The 15399-nt window shown below is 70.5% G+C and carries 14 protein-coding genes; 4 read left to right on the forward strand and 10 right to left on the reverse strand.

What is annotated here, in order from left to right; translation table 11 throughout:
- Nucleotides 1-570: 570 nt before the first annotated feature.
- From ACWGJM_RS32815 to ACWGJM_RS32860, 10 genes are all read right to left on the reverse strand, one after another.
- Nucleotides 571-1587 carry an asparaginase gene (locus tag ACWGJM_RS32815; RefSeq protein ID WP_453415373.1) on the reverse strand — a complete coding sequence of 339 codons (1017 nt, stop codon included), beginning with the start codon at nucleotides 1585-1587 and terminating at the stop codon, nucleotides 571-573.
- Between the two features lie 44 nt (nucleotides 1588-1631).
- Nucleotides 1632-3068 (reverse strand): amino acid permease, encoded by a 1437-nt coding sequence (locus ACWGJM_RS32820; RefSeq protein ID WP_453415374.1) that lies wholly within the window; start codon nucleotides 3066-3068, stop codon nucleotides 1632-1634.
- Nucleotides 3065-3796, reverse strand: coding sequence for a FadR/GntR family transcriptional regulator (locus ACWGJM_RS32825; protein WP_453415375.1), 732 nt, complete (start codon nucleotides 3794-3796; stop codon nucleotides 3065-3067). Before ACWGJM_RS32825 ends, ACWGJM_RS32820 begins: the two co-directional genes overlap by 4 nt.
- Before the next feature lie 126 nt (nucleotides 3797-3922).
- A complete protein-coding gene (locus tag ACWGJM_RS32830; RefSeq protein ID WP_453415376.1) occupies nucleotides 3923-4759 on the reverse strand; it encodes an undecaprenyl-diphosphate phosphatase in 837 nt (278 codons plus the stop codon).
- A 75-nt stretch (nucleotides 4760-4834) separates the two neighbouring features.
- The gene (gene crcB / locus ACWGJM_RS32835; protein WP_453415377.1) at nucleotides 4835-5200 is read right to left on the reverse strand and encodes a fluoride efflux transporter CrcB; all 366 of its coding nucleotides are present in this window, start codon (nucleotides 5198-5200) and stop codon (nucleotides 4835-4837) included.
- Nucleotides 5197-5712: a fluoride efflux transporter CrcB gene (crcB, locus tag ACWGJM_RS32840; protein WP_453415378.1), complete on the reverse strand. Its 516-nt coding sequence runs from the start codon at nucleotides 5710-5712 to the stop codon at nucleotides 5197-5199. The genes crcB (ACWGJM_RS32835) and crcB (ACWGJM_RS32840) overlap by 4 nt, the downstream gene beginning before the upstream one ends.
- 78 nt (nucleotides 5713-5790) lie before the next feature.
- On the reverse strand, nucleotides 5791-6753 hold the full coding sequence (locus tag ACWGJM_RS32845) for an SMP-30/gluconolactonase/LRE family protein (RefSeq protein ID WP_453415379.1): 963 nt from the start codon (nucleotides 6751-6753) through the stop codon (nucleotides 5791-5793).
- 48 nt (nucleotides 6754-6801) lie between these two features.
- Nucleotides 6802-7089: an ArsR family transcriptional regulator gene (locus tag ACWGJM_RS32850; RefSeq protein ID WP_453415380.1), complete on the reverse strand. Its 288-nt coding sequence runs from the start codon at nucleotides 7087-7089 to the stop codon at nucleotides 6802-6804.
- A gap of 193 nt (nucleotides 7090-7282) precedes the next feature.
- Nucleotides 7283-8842, reverse strand: a complete 1560-nt coding sequence (locus ACWGJM_RS32855; RefSeq protein ID WP_453415381.1) for a glycosyl hydrolase 53 family protein — start codon at nucleotides 8840-8842, stop codon at nucleotides 7283-7285.
- Between the two features lie 121 nt (nucleotides 8843-8963).
- Nucleotides 8964-10991, reverse strand: a complete 2028-nt coding sequence (locus ACWGJM_RS32860; RefSeq protein ID WP_453415382.1) for a beta-galactosidase — start codon at nucleotides 10989-10991, stop codon at nucleotides 8964-8966.
- Between the two features lie 230 nt (nucleotides 10992-11221).
- Between ACWGJM_RS32860 and ACWGJM_RS32865 the strand changes: the two genes are divergently transcribed.
- From ACWGJM_RS32865 to ACWGJM_RS32880, 4 genes are read left to right on the forward strand one after another with little or no spacing between them, the layout of a single operon-like run.
- Nucleotides 11222-12538, forward strand: a complete 1317-nt coding sequence (locus ACWGJM_RS32865) for an ABC transporter substrate-binding protein (RefSeq protein ID WP_453415383.1) — start codon at nucleotides 11222-11224, stop codon at nucleotides 12536-12538.
- Entirely contained in the window at nucleotides 12535-13458 is a 924-nt protein-coding gene (locus tag ACWGJM_RS32870) for a carbohydrate ABC transporter permease (RefSeq protein ID WP_453415384.1), read from the forward strand. Before ACWGJM_RS32865 ends, ACWGJM_RS32870 begins: the two co-directional genes overlap by 4 nt.
- A complete protein-coding gene (locus tag ACWGJM_RS32875; protein WP_453415385.1) occupies nucleotides 13455-14360 on the forward strand; it encodes a carbohydrate ABC transporter permease in 906 nt (301 codons plus the stop codon). The genes ACWGJM_RS32870 and ACWGJM_RS32875 overlap by 4 nt, the downstream gene beginning before the upstream one ends.
- Nucleotides 14357-15391: a LacI family DNA-binding transcriptional regulator gene (locus ACWGJM_RS32880; RefSeq protein WP_453415386.1), complete on the forward strand. Its 1035-nt coding sequence runs from the start codon at nucleotides 14357-14359 to the stop codon at nucleotides 15389-15391. The genes ACWGJM_RS32875 and ACWGJM_RS32880 overlap by 4 nt, the downstream gene beginning before the upstream one ends.
- Nucleotides 15392-15399: the final 8 nt, after the last annotated feature.

Genomic DNA, 15399 nt, shown 5'->3' on the forward strand with positions numbered 1-15399 from the left:
GTACGGCCCGACCGGTCCGGCGCCCTGACGCCGTCGCAGGGCAGGCGGTCGTCCGTCTCCCTGCGCCAACGGCACGGCTCGGCGCCGTACCGGGCGAGGTTCCGGCCGCGTCCCCGGCCGAACCGGCGCGGCAACACCCGAACATGACCGCCCGCACCGTCGGAACCACATCCGGCGGCCGGCCGCGGTCCCGCGCAACCGCCGGGGTGCACGGCCGGACACAGCCATGCCGGTGGCGCCTGCCCGGCGACCGGCCCCGAGCGGCACCCCGGGCACCGCAGGCCGACCGGACCCGACCGGCCCCACGAACACCGCCCACCGAGCCGACCGCCCCCGCGCCGCAGACCCGGCCGAAACCACGAACGCCGCCCGGCGATCACACCCGACGGGCACCGCCCGGCAATCGGCCCCGGCCGACACCACCGACGCGGCCCGGCGATCACACTCAACGAACACCACGGACACCGCCCGTGAACCAGACCCGACCGGCCCCACGAACACCGCCCACCGAGCCGACCGCCCAAGCGTCGCAGACAACACCGCGGACCCCGCCGAAACCGAGCGTCGCGGCTACGCGCAGGCCGTCAGCGGGACCGGGTCGAGGGCGCGGACCGCGCGTACGCAGCCCACGGGCTCCCCGCCGCCGAGCAGCGGCTCGCCCGCGAACTCGGTGAGGAGGGCGGGGTCGACGCCCGCGCGGGCGAGGGCGGCGGCGGCGACCGGGACGCGGGCCCGGTTGGCGCCGTCGGCGATCTTGACGGCGACGGCGCGGCCGTCCGGGAGGGCCGCGACCTGGACGCCCTCGAAGCCGTCCTTGGCCAGCAGGCCGGGCACGGCCCGCATCAGGGCGGCGACATCACGGCCGGAGCCGGAGGCCATCTCCGCGTGCTCACGCATGGCGTCGGCCACCTGCGCCTCCGCCGTGCTGGGCGCCGCGGTGGTGATCCGGGCGGCGGCCCGGGCGAGGCCGTGCAGGGAGACGGAGAACAGCGGGGCGCCGCAGCCGTCGACGGTCACGCGGGCGATGCGCTGGCCGGTGAGGTCCTCGACGGTCTCCGCGATCGCCTGCTGGAGGGGGTGCGCGGGGTCCAGATAGTCCTTCAGGGACCAGCCGTTGAGCTTGGCGGTCCACAGCATCGCCGCATGCTTGCCGGAGCAGTTCTGGGCGAGCCGGGAGGGCAGCCGGCCCTCCCGCACCCAGGCGTCCCGGACGACGGGGTCGTACGGCAGGTCGGGGACGTTGCGCAGGTCGTCCTCGGTGAGCCCGGCGAGTTCGAGGATGCGCCGGGTGCCGGCGAGGTGGTACTCCTCGCCGGAGTGGCTCGCCGCGGCCAGGGACAGCAGGGCGCCGTCGAGCGGCAGCCCGAGCCGCGCCATGGCCACGGCCTGTACGGGTTTGAGGGCCGAGCGGGGGTAGAAGGCCGCCTCGATGTCGCCGAGTTGGAGCCGGACCTGGCCCTCGCCATCGAGGACGACGACGGAACCGTAGTGGACGCCCTCGACGATCCCGCCGCGTATCAGGTGGGCGACGGGAGCGTGGAGCGGCTCGCGGACGAGGGGTGCCTGCGCGGGGGAACTGCTGTACATCACTGCCTGTATCACTGGTTGGGTGTGGTGGACCGGCGCGCGGTTCACGCGTCGGTCCCGGCGGACTGGCGCGCCGTACGGCCGCGGATGGCGTACCAGCCGGCGACCAGCGCTCCGACGATCAGCGGCAGGCACAGCACGGTGGTGCGTCCGGCGCCGCCGTCGGCGTACATCAGGACCAGGACGGAGACGAGGAACGCCAGCGTCACGAGTTCGGTCCAGGGGGAACCCGGCAGCCGGTACCCGGGCCGGGTCAGTTCGCCCTTCTGGGTCTTCCGCCAGAAGAACAGGTGACAGATCATGATCATGCCCCAGGTGGCAAGGATACCGATCGCCGCGAAGTTGAGCACGATCTCGAAGGCGTCCGCGGGGACGACGAAGTTGAGGCCGACGCCCAGGACACAGATACCGCTGGTGAGCAGGATCCCGCCGTACGGCACCTGGCTGCGGCTCATCCTCGCGGTGAACTTCGGGGCCGAGCCGCTGACCGCCATCGAGCGCAGGATGCGGCCGGTGGAGTACAGGCCGGAGTTGAGCGAGGACATCGCCGCGGTGAGGACGACCAGGTTCATCACGCCGCCGGCCGCCGGGACACCGATGTTGGACAGCACCGTGACGAAGGGGCTCTCCCCCGCCGAGTACTTGTTCCAGGGCAGCAGCATCGACAGCAGGACGACCGAGCCGACGTAGAACAGGCCCACCCGCCACATGATCGAGTTGATGGCCTTGGGCATGATCTTCTCGGGGTTCTCGGTCTCACCGGCGGCGACGCCGACCAGTTCGACGGAGGCGTAGGCGAAGACGACGCCCTGGATGATCAGCAGCATGGGCATCAGGCCGCCCGGGAAGACGCCGCCGTTGTCGGTGATCAGGGACGGGCCGGGGTGGTTGCCGTCGACCGGGTGCTGGGTGACCAGCAGGTAGATGCCGATGCACATGAAGACGACGAGCGCGCTGACCTTGACGATCGCGAACCAGAACTCCAGTTCTCCGAAGACCTTCACCGAGATCAGGTTCACGGTGAGGACGACGGCCAGGGCGATCAGCGCGATCACCCACTGCGGGATGTCGGAGAACATGCCCCAGTAGTGGGTGTAGGTGGCCACCGCGGTGATGTCGGCGATGCCGGTGGTCGCCCAGTTCAGGAAGTACATCCAGCCCGCGGTGTACGCGCCCTTCTCGCCGAGGAACTCCCGGGCGTACGACACGAAGGCGCCGGAGGACGGCCGGTACAGCACGAGTTCGCCGAGGGCGCGGACGACGAGGAAGGCGAAGACGCCGCAGACCGCGTACGCCACGAACAGGGAGGGGCCGGCGTCGGCGAGACGGCCGCCGGCGCCGAGGAAGAGGCCGGTGCCGATGGCGCCGCCGATGGCGATCATGTTGACGTGCCGGGACTTCAGGGACTTGCTGTAGCCCGCGTCTCCGGCGTCGACGTGACCGGACGAGGGGCGCGTCTCTTCTTTGAGGTGCTCGCTCACGCCTCGGGTCCGCCTTCCGTGGGGGTGTCCGCGCGCGGGGAGCGCACGATGTCGGTCAGGGTCGTCTCGACGCGGTCGAGGTGGTGACTCATGGCCTCCACCGCGTCGTGCTCGGAACCGTCGGTCAGCGCCTCGACGATCGCCCGGTGCTCGCGGTTGGACTGCTCACGGCGGCCGCCCAGCTCGTTGAGGAAGGCCGACTGACGCGCCAGTGCGTCGCGGATCTCCTCGATGACCCGGCGGAAGACCGGGTTCTGGGCGGCCTCGGCCACGGCGAGGTGGAAGAGGGTGTCCATCGCGACCCACACGGTGGTGTCCGTCTCCCGCTCCATGCGGTCGAGCAGGTGGGCGAGGTGGTCGAGGTTCTCGGGGGTGCGGCGCACCGCCGCGTACCCGGCGACCGGGATCTCGATGTGCCGGCGCACCTCGAGCAGGTCGCTGGCCGCGTAGTCGCCGAAGGTGGGGTCTTCGACGGCGCTGGCCACGACGAAGGTGCCCTTGCCGGTCCGGGAGACCGTCAGGCCCATCGTCTGGAGGGCCCGCAGCGCCTCCCGGAGCACGGGCCGGGACACCTCGAGCGTGCGGCAGAGCTCCGCCTCGGAGGGGAGCTTGTCGCCGATCGCGTACTCGCCGCGTTCGATGGCACCGCGGAGGTGGCCGAGTACGGCTTCCATCGCGCTGACGCGCCGGGGAACCGGGCCACCTGTCTGGCTGTCTGACAGGTTCACGGGCTCGATCCTGCGGGTTACGGGACGGCGGTGTCAAGGCACACCCGGAAAGGAAACATTCACGGGGTGTGATGCATGAAACTCTGCATCACACCCCGCGGGAGAACACGGACGGCCTCAGGTCCGTCAGCCGTCGAGCACCCCGGAGCCCAGCAGACCGAAGAGCGCCACGCCGATGACGATCCGGTACAGCACGAAGGCGTTGAAGGAGTGCTTGGCGACGAACTTCAGCAGCCACGCGATGGAGGCGTAGGCGACCACGAAGGAGACGATCGTGCCGACGGCCAGCGGAGCGGCGCCCACGCCCGCCCCCAGGGCGTCCTTCAGCTCGTACAGGCCTGCGCCGGTCAGGGCCGGGATGCCGAGGAAGAAGGACAGACGGGTGGCGGCGACGCGGTCCAGGTCGAGGATGAGCGCGGTGGACATGGTGGCACCGGAGCGGGAGAAGCCGGGGAAGAGCAGGGCGAGGATCTGGGAGCAGCCGACCAGCATCGCGTCCTTGAACGAGGTGTCGTCCTCGCCGCGCTTGTGCCGGCCCATCTGGTCCGCGGCCCACATCACGCCGGACCCGACGATCAGCGAGCCCGCGACCACCCAGAGCGAGGCGAGCGGGCCGTCGATCAGCGGCTTGGCGGCCAGGCCCACCGCGACGATCGGGATGGTCGCGTAGATCACCCACCAGGCGAACTTGTAGTCGTGGTGGTAGCGCTCCTCCTTGTTGCGGATGCCGCGGCCCCAGGCGGAGACGATCCGCACGATGTCCTTGAAGAAGTACACCAGCACGGCGGCGATGGCGCCGACCTGGATGACCGCCGAGAAGCCGACCACGGACTTGTCGTCGACGGGGATGTTCATGAGCCCCTCGGTGATCTTGAGGTGGCCGGTCGAGGACACGGGGAGGAATTCGGTCACCCCCTCGACGACACCGAGGACGACGGCTTGACCGACGGAGATGGCGCTCATGGGATCCAGTTCTGCTGAGAAGTTGGTCGACAGTGCTGTAGACAGTCTTACTATGCCCGGTTGTGCGGCCCGTGCCTACGCCCACACCGTCTGGGCGAGCGACACGCCGGCGAAGGTCGCACCGAGGCCCGCCGTCACACTCGCGACGGCATTGGCGGCAGCGTAGAGCCCCGCACCGGTCTCGGTCAGCCTGAGGGTCTCGTACGAGAAGGTCGAGTACGTCGTCAGCGCCCCGCACAGGCCGGTGCCCAGCAGCAGCCGCAGGTGCGGATCGGCCGAGGACGCCCCGGTCAGCAGGCCCAGGATCAGACAGCCGGTGACATTCACCACGAACGTGCCCCAGGGCAGGCGCGAGTCGTGCCGGGACTGTACCGCGCGGTCGGTCAGACAGCGCAGTGGAGCACCGACCATGGCCCCGAGGACGACCAACAGCCAGTTCACAACGACTTCTCACCTTTCCCGGCCGTTTCGCCCGGAACCGACCCTTCATTCGGGCCATGTCGTGGCTTGAGGATGCCGCGGGTCACCGCGGCGGCGGCCCACACCGCCGTCAGGGCCGCGAGCAGGGTCGCGGCGAGATAGGCGAGGGCCGTGCCGGGGTGGCCGCCGTCGAGGAGCTTCTGGATGTCGACGGCGTAGGTGGAGAAGGTGGTGAAGCCGCCGAGTACGCCGGTGCCGAAGAACGGGCGGACAAGTGGGTGGGCGGCCCACGCCTCGGTGACGACCACCATGAACACGCCGATCACGGCGCAGCCGCCGACGTTGGCCCAGAAGGTCGCCCAGGGGAAGCCGCCGGGGGGCGTGGGCCATGCCAGGGACAGTGCGTAGCGGGCCGTCGCGCCGAGCGCGCCGCCGAATGCGACCACCACTACCACGGGTGCCTGCGCGCGCCGGGCCGGTCGCCGCGCGGGGCCGGGCCGGACGCGGAGGCTCTCGGCTTCCGGGGCTGTCATGGTCGTACGTCTCCTGATCCGGCCCCGTCGACTGGATCACGGCCGGGCATCAGGGTACCGCCCGGGCGTACCCGCGGGTCACCTCGCGGCGGGCGCCTCGCAGACCGCGACCCCGCGCTCCCACAGGCTGCCCAGGACCAGGTGGCCGGCGGTCTCGCAGACGCTGGTGACCATGCGGAAGCCGGAGTGGTGGCGGGTGAGGTGGTGAACGGTGGTGCCGTCGTCGTCGACGGCCAGGACGCCGGCGTAGCCCGTCGGGCGGAAGGGGGCGTGCGCGGCGGCCCGGGCCGCGGCGCGGCGTACGGCGGGCGGGGTGCGGTGCAGCAGGTCCAGCGGAGGGACCGGCGGTCCGGCCAGGGCCACCCAGACAGGGCCGGACTTCCCGGCCCGCCAGATGTTGTCGGGCAGGCCCGGGAGGCCGTCGGCGAAGGGCTCGGCGGTGCCCGCCCGGGGGCCGGTGAGCCGGAAGCGGGTCAGCCGGCGGGCGCCGGTCTCGGCCACGACCAGGAAGGACTCGTCCGCGCTCGGGGCGACGCCGTTGGCGAATTGCAGCCCCTCCAGCAGCACCTCGGGGCTGCCGCCGCCGGGCGGGAGGCGCAGCAGGCGTCCGGTGCCGGTGTGTTCGACCAGGTCGGCCATCCAGTGCCGCAGCGGGTGACGGCGGCTGGAGACGGTGAAGCAGAGGCTGCCGTCGGACAGGGCCACCACGTTGCTGGAGAACCGCAGTGGCTCCCCCGCCACCGAGTCGGCCAGCACGTGGACGGAGCCGTCTTCGGGTCCGACGCGCAGCAGGCCGCGTTCGGCATCGCACACGATCAGGTCGCCGTCCGGGAGGATTTCGAGGCCGAGGGGCCGGCCGCCGGTCTCGGCGAGCACCTGGACGCGGGCCGTGCCGGGGTCGGTCAGGCCGTCGAGGCGGAGGATGCGGCCGTCCTCGACGCCGGTCAGGACGCGGCCGCGGTCGTCGGCCACGACGTCCTCGGGGCCCCGGCCGCCGATCGCCACGTAATGGCGGGGGACGAGTGCCGTGGGACGGTCCATGCGCGCCTGCCCTTCGCTGTCGAAAGAGACCCGGTCCGTAGGTTGCCCCTACCAGCCCTTCTCGAACATCCGGGCCACCTCGGCGATCCGTACCTCGTCCCGCCGGTAGTAGATGCGGCGCCGGATCCGTTTGGCGCGCAGCAGGCCGACGCGGGTCAGCAGGCCGAGGTGGGTCTCGGCGACCCGGCAGGACACGCCGAGCTTGGCGGCGACGGCGCGTGCGGTGACGCCGTCCTCGGCCAGGTCCGCGTGGCGTTGCGGCGGGAAGTGCGCGGCCGGATCCTTGAGCCACTCCAGGATCTCCAGGCGCCGTTCGCCCGCAGGAGTCCTCAGCATCGCATCGCCTCCGTCCGCGCCTCCCCAAGTTCCGTCTTCCCACTCTTGCGCAGCCGCTACCACCGCGTACGGGACTCACCTGCCCTTTGTCCGGTACCGAACGGCTCATGCGGTCAGCGGAGTTGGGGCTTAGGCCCGGTAGGAAGCCGGATGGGCCCAGCCGCCCCCACACGGCCGGGCCCGTCGGTGCGGTTCAGCGGTGGCTGAACCACGTCATGGAGGACAGGGCCTTGTCGTCGTAGCCGAACAGGGCCTGGTTCTCCCAGCCGTTGCCGGAGGTGGCGTCGGTGGGGTCCCAGCCGTTGCCGGTGACAGCGGTCCAGGTGGCCTCCCAGTAGAAGACGCCGAGGCCGCGGCCGTTCGGGACGGCCTCCACGATGCTGGCCACGTCGTTCATCCACCGGGTCTGGCCGGCCACCGTCGCCGGGTAGCCGGAGACGAGCTCGCCGGTGGTGTCGATCTGGTTGGTGAGCGAGTCGTCGCTGTCGAGGCGGAAGGGGTAGGCCGTCTCGGCGATGAAGACCGGCTTGCCGTAGCGGGATGCCGCGTCGTCCAGAGTGGTCTGCGCGGCGGCCAGTGAGCCGTGCCAGTAGCCGTAGTACGACAGGCCGATCACGTCGTAGGCGATGCCGTAGGTCTTGGCGTTGTCGAACCACCAGCGGACGGTGGCGTCGTCACCGGCGTTGGCCAGGTGCAGCGCGACCTGCGTGCTCGAGGACACCGCCTTCGTGGCGCTGTAGCCGGAGTTGATCAGGCCGGCCAGCTGCGGCCAGTTGTCCGTGGAGCCCTCGGACCACAGCATGCCGCCGTTGATCTCGTTGCCGATCTGCACCATGTCGGCGGTGGTGCCCTGTGCCTTCAGCGCGTTCAGGACGTCGTACGTGTGGTTGTAGACGTCGGTCTTGAGCTGGCTGTAGGAGTGCGAGGCCCAGGCGGCGGGCTTGGTCTGCTTGCCCGGGTCGGCCCAGGTGTCCGAGTAGTGGAAGTCGACCAGCAGTTTCATGCCGGCGGCCTTGATGCGCTTGGCCATGGCCAGTACGCGCGTCTTGTTGTTGTAGCCGTCGGCCGGGTCGACCCAGACCTTCAGGCGCGCGTAGTTCATGCCGGCGTTCTTCAGGATGGTGACCGCGTCGCCGGTGGTGCCGGAACTCGTCTTGTACACACCGCCCTTGGCCTCGCTCTTGGCGAGGGAGGAGATGTCGGCGCCCTTGACGGCGAGGCCGGTCCTGCCCGAGGTGAAGCTCAGGTCGTCGACGTTGATCCAGTTGCCCGCGTTGGCATCGGAGTCGACGCTGATCGTGCACTGGTTGTTCGTCACCGCGACGGAGGTGACGATGCGGACCCAGCTGCTGGTGGACACCGGCAGGTCGGTGCGCTGCTCCGAACTCCCGCAGTTCTTCAGGGATATGTAGGCGGAGTTCTGCCCGCCGCTGGAGCGGACCCAGGCGGTCAGGGTGTAGTTGCCGTTGGTCAGCCCGGACAGGTACTGGTACGTCTCCACCTTGTAGGCGGCGGACGAGTAGTGGCTGAGCCGGTAGCTCCCGCCGTGACCGCCGGACTCGGTGTACGAGGCGGCGGTGTCGCCGTACTCCGACCAGCCGCTGGGCGTGGCCGCGCCCGTGCCGTCGGACTCGAAGCCGCCGTTGGTGAGGGTGCTCGCCGCCTGGGCTGTCTGCGCGGGCAGGGCGGTGAGGGCGAGCCCGGCCGCGAGCGGCAGCAGCAGGGCCCTCAGGGTGCGTCTGGGATGGAACATCGTCGTCCGTCGTCCCTTCGACATGTTGGGTTGGGGGTGTCCTCCGCGGGGGCGGAGGAGAGCCCCTCCGCCCGCGGCTCGTACGGCTCGCGCGGGCGGAGGGGAGCCGGTGGGGCAGCGGCTAGCCGTCGAGTCGTACGACCCGGACGGATCCCGCGGGGACCGCGAGGCGGCCCGCGGCGCGTTCGCCCGTCAGCAGTTCGGTGCCGGGCGTGTCCAGCGGCACCTTGGCGTCGGTGGCGGTGTGGTTGATCGCGAACAGGAAGGTGCGGGTGCCCGACTCGTCGGTGCGGCGCACCACTTCGACGTCCCGGGGCAGGTCGGCGCGCGGCGTGATGCGGGCGTCCGCTGCGGCCCGGGCGAGCACCTCGTCGAGGCCGTGGGTGTCGAGGCGGGTGGAGACGTACCAGGCGGTGCCCTGGCCGAGCCGGTGCCGGGTGACGGCGGGGCGGCCGGCGGTGAGGCCGTCGGCGTACGTCCAGACGGTCTCGGCGCCGCGCGGCACCACGAACTCCGTCCACACGTCCCCGGTGAGCTCGTTGGCGTCGGGGCCGGAGATGCGCACCCGCTGGTTCTCGAGCAGGGGCGAGAACTCCTCCACGGTCAGACCGAGGACGTCCCGCAGCGGGCCCGGGTAGGCGCCGTCGTGCACGGCGTCGTGCTCGTCGACGATGCCGGAGAAGTACGACACCACGAGGGTGCCGCCGTTCTCCACGTACTCCTTGATGTTGTTCCCGGCGGCCTCCGTCATCAGGTACAGCGCCGGTACGACGACAAGGGGGTAACCCGACAAGTCGGCTTCCGGGTGGGCGAAGTCGACGGTGAGGTGGCGGTCGTAGAGGGCCGCGTAGAAGGAGTCGGCGCGCTCGCGGGGGTCGTGGTCCTCGCTCGGGCGCCACTGGAGGTTCTGCGCCCACCAGGACTGCCAGTCCCACAGGACGGCCACGTCGGCCCGGGTGCGGGTGCCGCGGATCTGGCTCAGCGAGTCGATGCTCGCGCCGAGTTCGACGACCTCGCGCCAGACGCGGGTCTCGGTGCCGCCGTGCGGCAGCATCGCCGAGTGGAACTTCTCGGCGCCGCGCCGGGACTGCCGCCACTGGAAGAACATGGCACCCTCGGAGCCCCGCGCGACGTGCGCGAGGGAATTGCGGGCCATCTGGCCGGGGGCCTTGGCCGGGTTGCGGGGCTGCCAGTTGACGCCCGAGGTGGAGTGCTCGAGCAGCAGCCAGGGGGCTCCCCCGGCGACGGAGCGGGTGAGGTCGGCGGCCATCGCGAGGTTGACGTGGGTGCGGCGGCCGTCGGTGATCAGATAGTGGTCGTTGGTGACGAGGTCGACCTCGCGGCCCCACGCCCAGTAGTCCATGGAGTCGCACTGGCTGAGCGCGGTCATGAAGTTGGTGGTGACCGGGATCCCCGGTGAGAGGCGGTGCAGGATGTCCCGCTCCGTGCGGAAGTTCTCCCGGATGGTGGCGTCGGCGAACCGCTTGTAGTCCAGCGACTGGCCCGGGTTGCCGACCGTGGGGGTCGCGCGGGGCGGGTTGATCTGGTCGAGGCCCGTGTAGTGCTGGCCCCAGAAGGCGGTGCCCCAGGCCTCGTTGACCGCGTCGACGTCGCCGTAGGTGTCCGTGAGCCAGCGGCGGAAGTGTGCGGCGCAGGAGTCGCAGTAGCAGGCGGAGACGGGGACGCCGTACTCGTTGTGGACGTGCCACATCGCCAGGGCCGGGTGGTCGCCGTAGCGCTCGGCGAGCCGGGTGGTGATGTTCGCGGCGGCGGCGCGGTAGTCGGCGTTGCTGTGGCAGATCGCGCCGCGTGAGCCGAACTCGTGGCGCACGCCCTCGGCGGTGACCGGCAGGGCCTCGGGATGCGCCCGGTAGAACCACGCGGGCGGCACCACGGTGGGAGTGCCGAGGTCGACGCGGATGCCGCCCTCGTGCAGCAGGTCCAGGATCCGGTCCAGCCAGCCGAAGTCGTACTCCCCGGGCGAGGGCTCCAGCAGCGCCCACGAGAAGATCCCGGCACTCACCATCGTGACGCCGGCCTCCCGCATCAGCCGGACGTCCTCGAGCCAGACGCTTTCCGGCCACTGCTCGGGGTTGTAGTCCCCACCGAAGGCGAGCCTGGTGAGGCCCCTGGGGGTGGTCTCCGGCATGGATCTCTCCCGGGTTATCGATCATTTGGGAACGTGCACACACATCGGCGGCGGTGCGATGCCAACATAACCGCACAGCAACAACCATTGACAAGTGTCCGGGATGTTTCTCTACTGTGAACGCTCACAGAAGCAGGACAGGGCCTCGCGACAGGCGAGGGCCCAGGTCAGCCGGTTTCTGCATGGCAGGTTCCCGCAGCGGGCGGGGACCCAGGTCAGGGGAGAGATCCATGCCGCACACGAAGCGCCGTCGCCTCGTGACAACCGCCGTCGCCGTCTCGCTCGGCGCCACCGCCCTCGCCGCCTGCGGCTCCGAAGACGGCAGCAAGGCCCAGTCGGGCCCGGTCTCGCTGACGTACTGGACCTGGACGCCCGGTATGGACAAGGTCGTGGACCTGTGGAACAAGGGGCCGGGCAAGAAGGACAAGATCACGGTCACGGTGAAGAAGCAGGCGTCCGGCGACACGCTGGTCACCAAGATCCTCACCGCGCACAAGGCGAAGAAGGCACCGGACCTGGTGCAGGCCGAGTACCAGGCGCTGCCGACGCTGGTCAGCAATGACGCGCTGGCGGACATATCCAAGGAGGTCGGCGACGTCAAGGGCAAGTTCGCCGACGGCGTCTGGCAGCAGACCACGCTGGGCACGGACGCGGTCTACGCGGTCCCGCAGGACATCGGGCCGATGATGTTCTACTACCGCGAGGACCTGTTCAAGAAGTACAAGCTGAAGGTCCCCACGACCTGGGAGCAGTTCGCCGAGACCGCCCGCGCGCTGAAGAAGGCCGCCCCCGACAAGGACCTGACCACCTTCTCGGCCAACGACTCCGGTCTCTTCGCGGGCCTCGCCCAGCAGGCCGGCGCCAAGTGGTGGACCACCTCAGGCGACAAGTGGAAGGTCGCGATCAACGACGCGGCCACCCAGAAGGTCGCCAAGTTCTGGGGCGGCCTGGTCAAGGAGGGCGTCATCGACAACCAGCCGATGTACACCCCGTCCTGGAACAAGGCGCTCAACACCGGCACGCAGATCGCCTGGGTCAGCGCCGTGTGGGCGCCGGGCACGCTCACCACCGCCGCGCCCGACACCAAGGGCAAGTGGGCCATGGCCCCGCTCCCCCAGTGGTCCGCGAGCGAGAACGTCACCGGCAGCTGGGGCGGCTCCTCGACCGCCGTCACCACCGACTCCCAGCACCAGGCCGCCGCGGCCAAGTTCGCCACCTGGCTGAACACCGACCACGACGCGCTCAACGCACTGGCGAAGGACAGCGGCATCTACCCGGCCTCCACCTCCGCCCAGCTCACCGGTGCCTTCAGCAACCCGCCGGAGTACTTCTCGAACCAGGCGGACTTCTACCCGCAGGCCGCCAAGATCGCGAACACCACCGCGCCGTCCGCCTGGGGCCCGAACGTCAACGTCGCCTACGCGACCTTCAACGACGCGTTCGGCGCCGCCGCCAAGGACAAGTCGGACTTCGCCGCCGCCCTGGCCAAGATGCAGGACGCCACGGTCGCCGACATGAAGAAGCAGGGCTTCGAGGTTTCTCAGTGACCAGCACAAGCCGGAAGGCGTACGGGGTCAAGGGGGCCCCGTACGCCTTCCTCCTGCCCGCAACGGTCCTCTTCGCCCTGTTCTTCGCACTGCCCATCGGATACGCGGTCTGGCTCAGTTTCCGCAAGGTGCACGTCTCCGGCCTCGGCCTAGGATCGGGCGCCCGGAAGGAGGTCTGGGCCGGCCTGGAGAACTACACCGACGCCCTCGGTGACAGCGAACTCCTCGACGGCGCGCTGCGCGTGCTCGGCTACGGCTGCATCGTCGTCCCGGTGATGCTCGGCCTCGCCCTGTTGTTCGCGCTGATGCTCGACTCCGAGAAGGTGCGGTTCGCCCCGTTCACCCGGCTCGCGATCTTCCTGCCGTACGCCATCCCGGGCGTGGTGGCCGCGCTGCTGTGGGGCTTCCTGTACCTGCCGGACGTCAGCCCCTTCTACTACCTGCTCGACAAGTTCGGCCTGCCGCAGCCGGACCTGCTGGACGGCGGTCCGCTCTATCTCGCCCTGTCGAACATCGCGGTGTGGGGCGGCACCGGCTTCAACATGATCGTCATCTACACCTCGCTGCGGGCCATCCCGGCCGAGGTGTACGAGGCGGCGAGGCTGGACGGCGCCACCCCGCTTCAGATCGCGCTGAAGATCAAGATCCCGATGGTGGCGCCCTCGCTGGTGCTGACCTTCTTCTTCTCGATCATCGCGACGCTCCAGGTGTACAACGAGCCGACCACCCTCCACCCGCTCACCAACTCCGTCAACACCAGCTGGAGCCCGCTGATGAAGGTGCACCAGGACGCCTTCCACCGCAACGACATCTACTCGGCGGCCGCCGAGGCGACGCTGATCGCCCTGGTGACGCTGGTCCTGTCGTTCGGATTTCTGCGGGCCGCGAACCGCCGCAACAAGCAGGAGGAAGCGCGATGAGTTCTCTTGCCGTCCGCAAGGCAGCCCCGGCCGCGGGCACCACCCCCGGCACCGCCCAGGGCCCGCCGCTGCGCCGCCGGATCGCGCTGGTCCCGACCCTCACCCTGCTGCTCGGCGCGATCTACACCCTGCTGCCGGTCGCCTGGGTGGTGATCGCGTCCACCAAGTCCGGGCACGAGCTGTTCTCCACGTTCACCTTCCTGCCGGGCACCGGCCTCGTCGGCAACCTCAAGGACCTCAGCGCCTACCGCGACGGCATCTACTGGAAGTGGCTGGGCAACTCCGCCCTCTACGCCGGTCTCGGCGCCCTGCTGTCGACCGCCGTGTCGGCGTGCAGCGGGTACGCGCTGGCGACCTACCGGTTCCGGGGCCGCGAGACCATGTTCAGCGTTCTGCTCATGGGCGTGCTGATGCCGCCGGTGATCCTCGCCGTGCCGCAGTACCTGCTGCTGGCGAAGGCGAACCTCACGGACTCCTACCTGTCCGTGCTGCTCCCGCAGATCCTTTCCCCGTACGGCGTCTACCTCTCGCGTATCTACGCGGCCGCCGCCGTGCCCGGTGACGTGGTCGAGGCCGGGCGGATGGACGGGGCGAGCGAGTGGCGGATCTTCACCCGGATCTCGCTGCCGATGATGGTGCCCGGCCTGGTGACGGTGTTCCTGTTCCAGTTCGTGGCGGTGTGGAACAACTTCCTGCTGCCGTTCATCATGCTGAGCGACGACGAGAAGTTCCCGATCCCGCTCGGCCTGTACACGCTCCTCGAACAGGGCTCCAACACCCCGGCGCTGTACACCCTGGTGATCACCGGTGCCGCCCTGGCCGTGCTGCCCCTGATCGCCCTCTTCCTGGTCATCCAGCGGTTCTGGAGCCTGGATCTGCTGTCCGGGGCCGTAAAGTCATGACCATGAGCAGCAATGCGGGGGGTCGGCGCAGACCGCCGACGATCCACGACGTGGCGCGCGAGGCGGGGGTCTCACGGGGCACCGTCTCGCGTGTGCTCAACGGCGGGCACTACGTCAGCCCGGCCGCGCAGGAGGCGGTGAACGCCGCCATCCGCAGGACGGGGTACGTCGTGAACCGGCACGCCCGTTCGCTGATCACGGGGCGTTCGGACTCCGTCGGCTTCCTGCTGACGGAGCCGCAGGAGCGGTTCTTCGAGGACCCCAACTTCAACGTCCTGCTGCGCGGGTGCACGCAGGCGCTGGCCGCGCACGACGTGCCGCTGCTGCTGATGCTGGCCGGCACGGAGGACGAACGGCGGCGCATAGCGCGCTACATCACCGCCGGGCACGTCGACGGGGTACTGCTGGTCTCCAGCCACTCCGGCGACCCGGTGGCCGAGGAACTGCGGAAGGCAGGCGTGCCGCTGGTCGCCTGCGGCAAGCCGATCGGGCTGGGCTCGAAGGTCAGTTACGTGGCCGCCGACGACCGCGACGGGGCCCGTGACATGGTGCGCCATCTGCTGTCGCTGGGCCGCCGCCGGATCGGCGTGGTCACCGGCCCGCTGGACACACCCGGCGGTGTCGAGCGGCTCGCCGGTTACAAGGAGGTGCTCGGCGAGGCGGGTGCCGGCGTCGACGACAGGCTCATCGTCTCCGGCGACTACAGCCGGGTCAGCGGCGAGGCGGGCGCGGAGCGGCTGCTGGCGCAGGCCCCGGACATGGACGCCGTCTTCGTCGCCTCCGACCTGATGGCGCAGGGCGTGCTCACGGCGCTCCAGCGGGCGGGCAAGCGGGTGCCGGACGACATCGCTGTCGGCGGCTTCGACGACTCCCCGGCGGCCACCGCCTCCACTCCGGCCCTCACCACCATCCGTCAGCCGTGGGACCGGATCAGCAACGAGATGGTGCGGGTGCTCCTCGCCCAGATCGGCGGCGAGGACCCGGCCGCGGTGATCCTGCCGACGGAACTGGTGCGCCGGGATTCTGCCTGAGCCGGCCC

Source organism: Streptomyces sp. NPDC054834 (assembly GCF_053611185.1).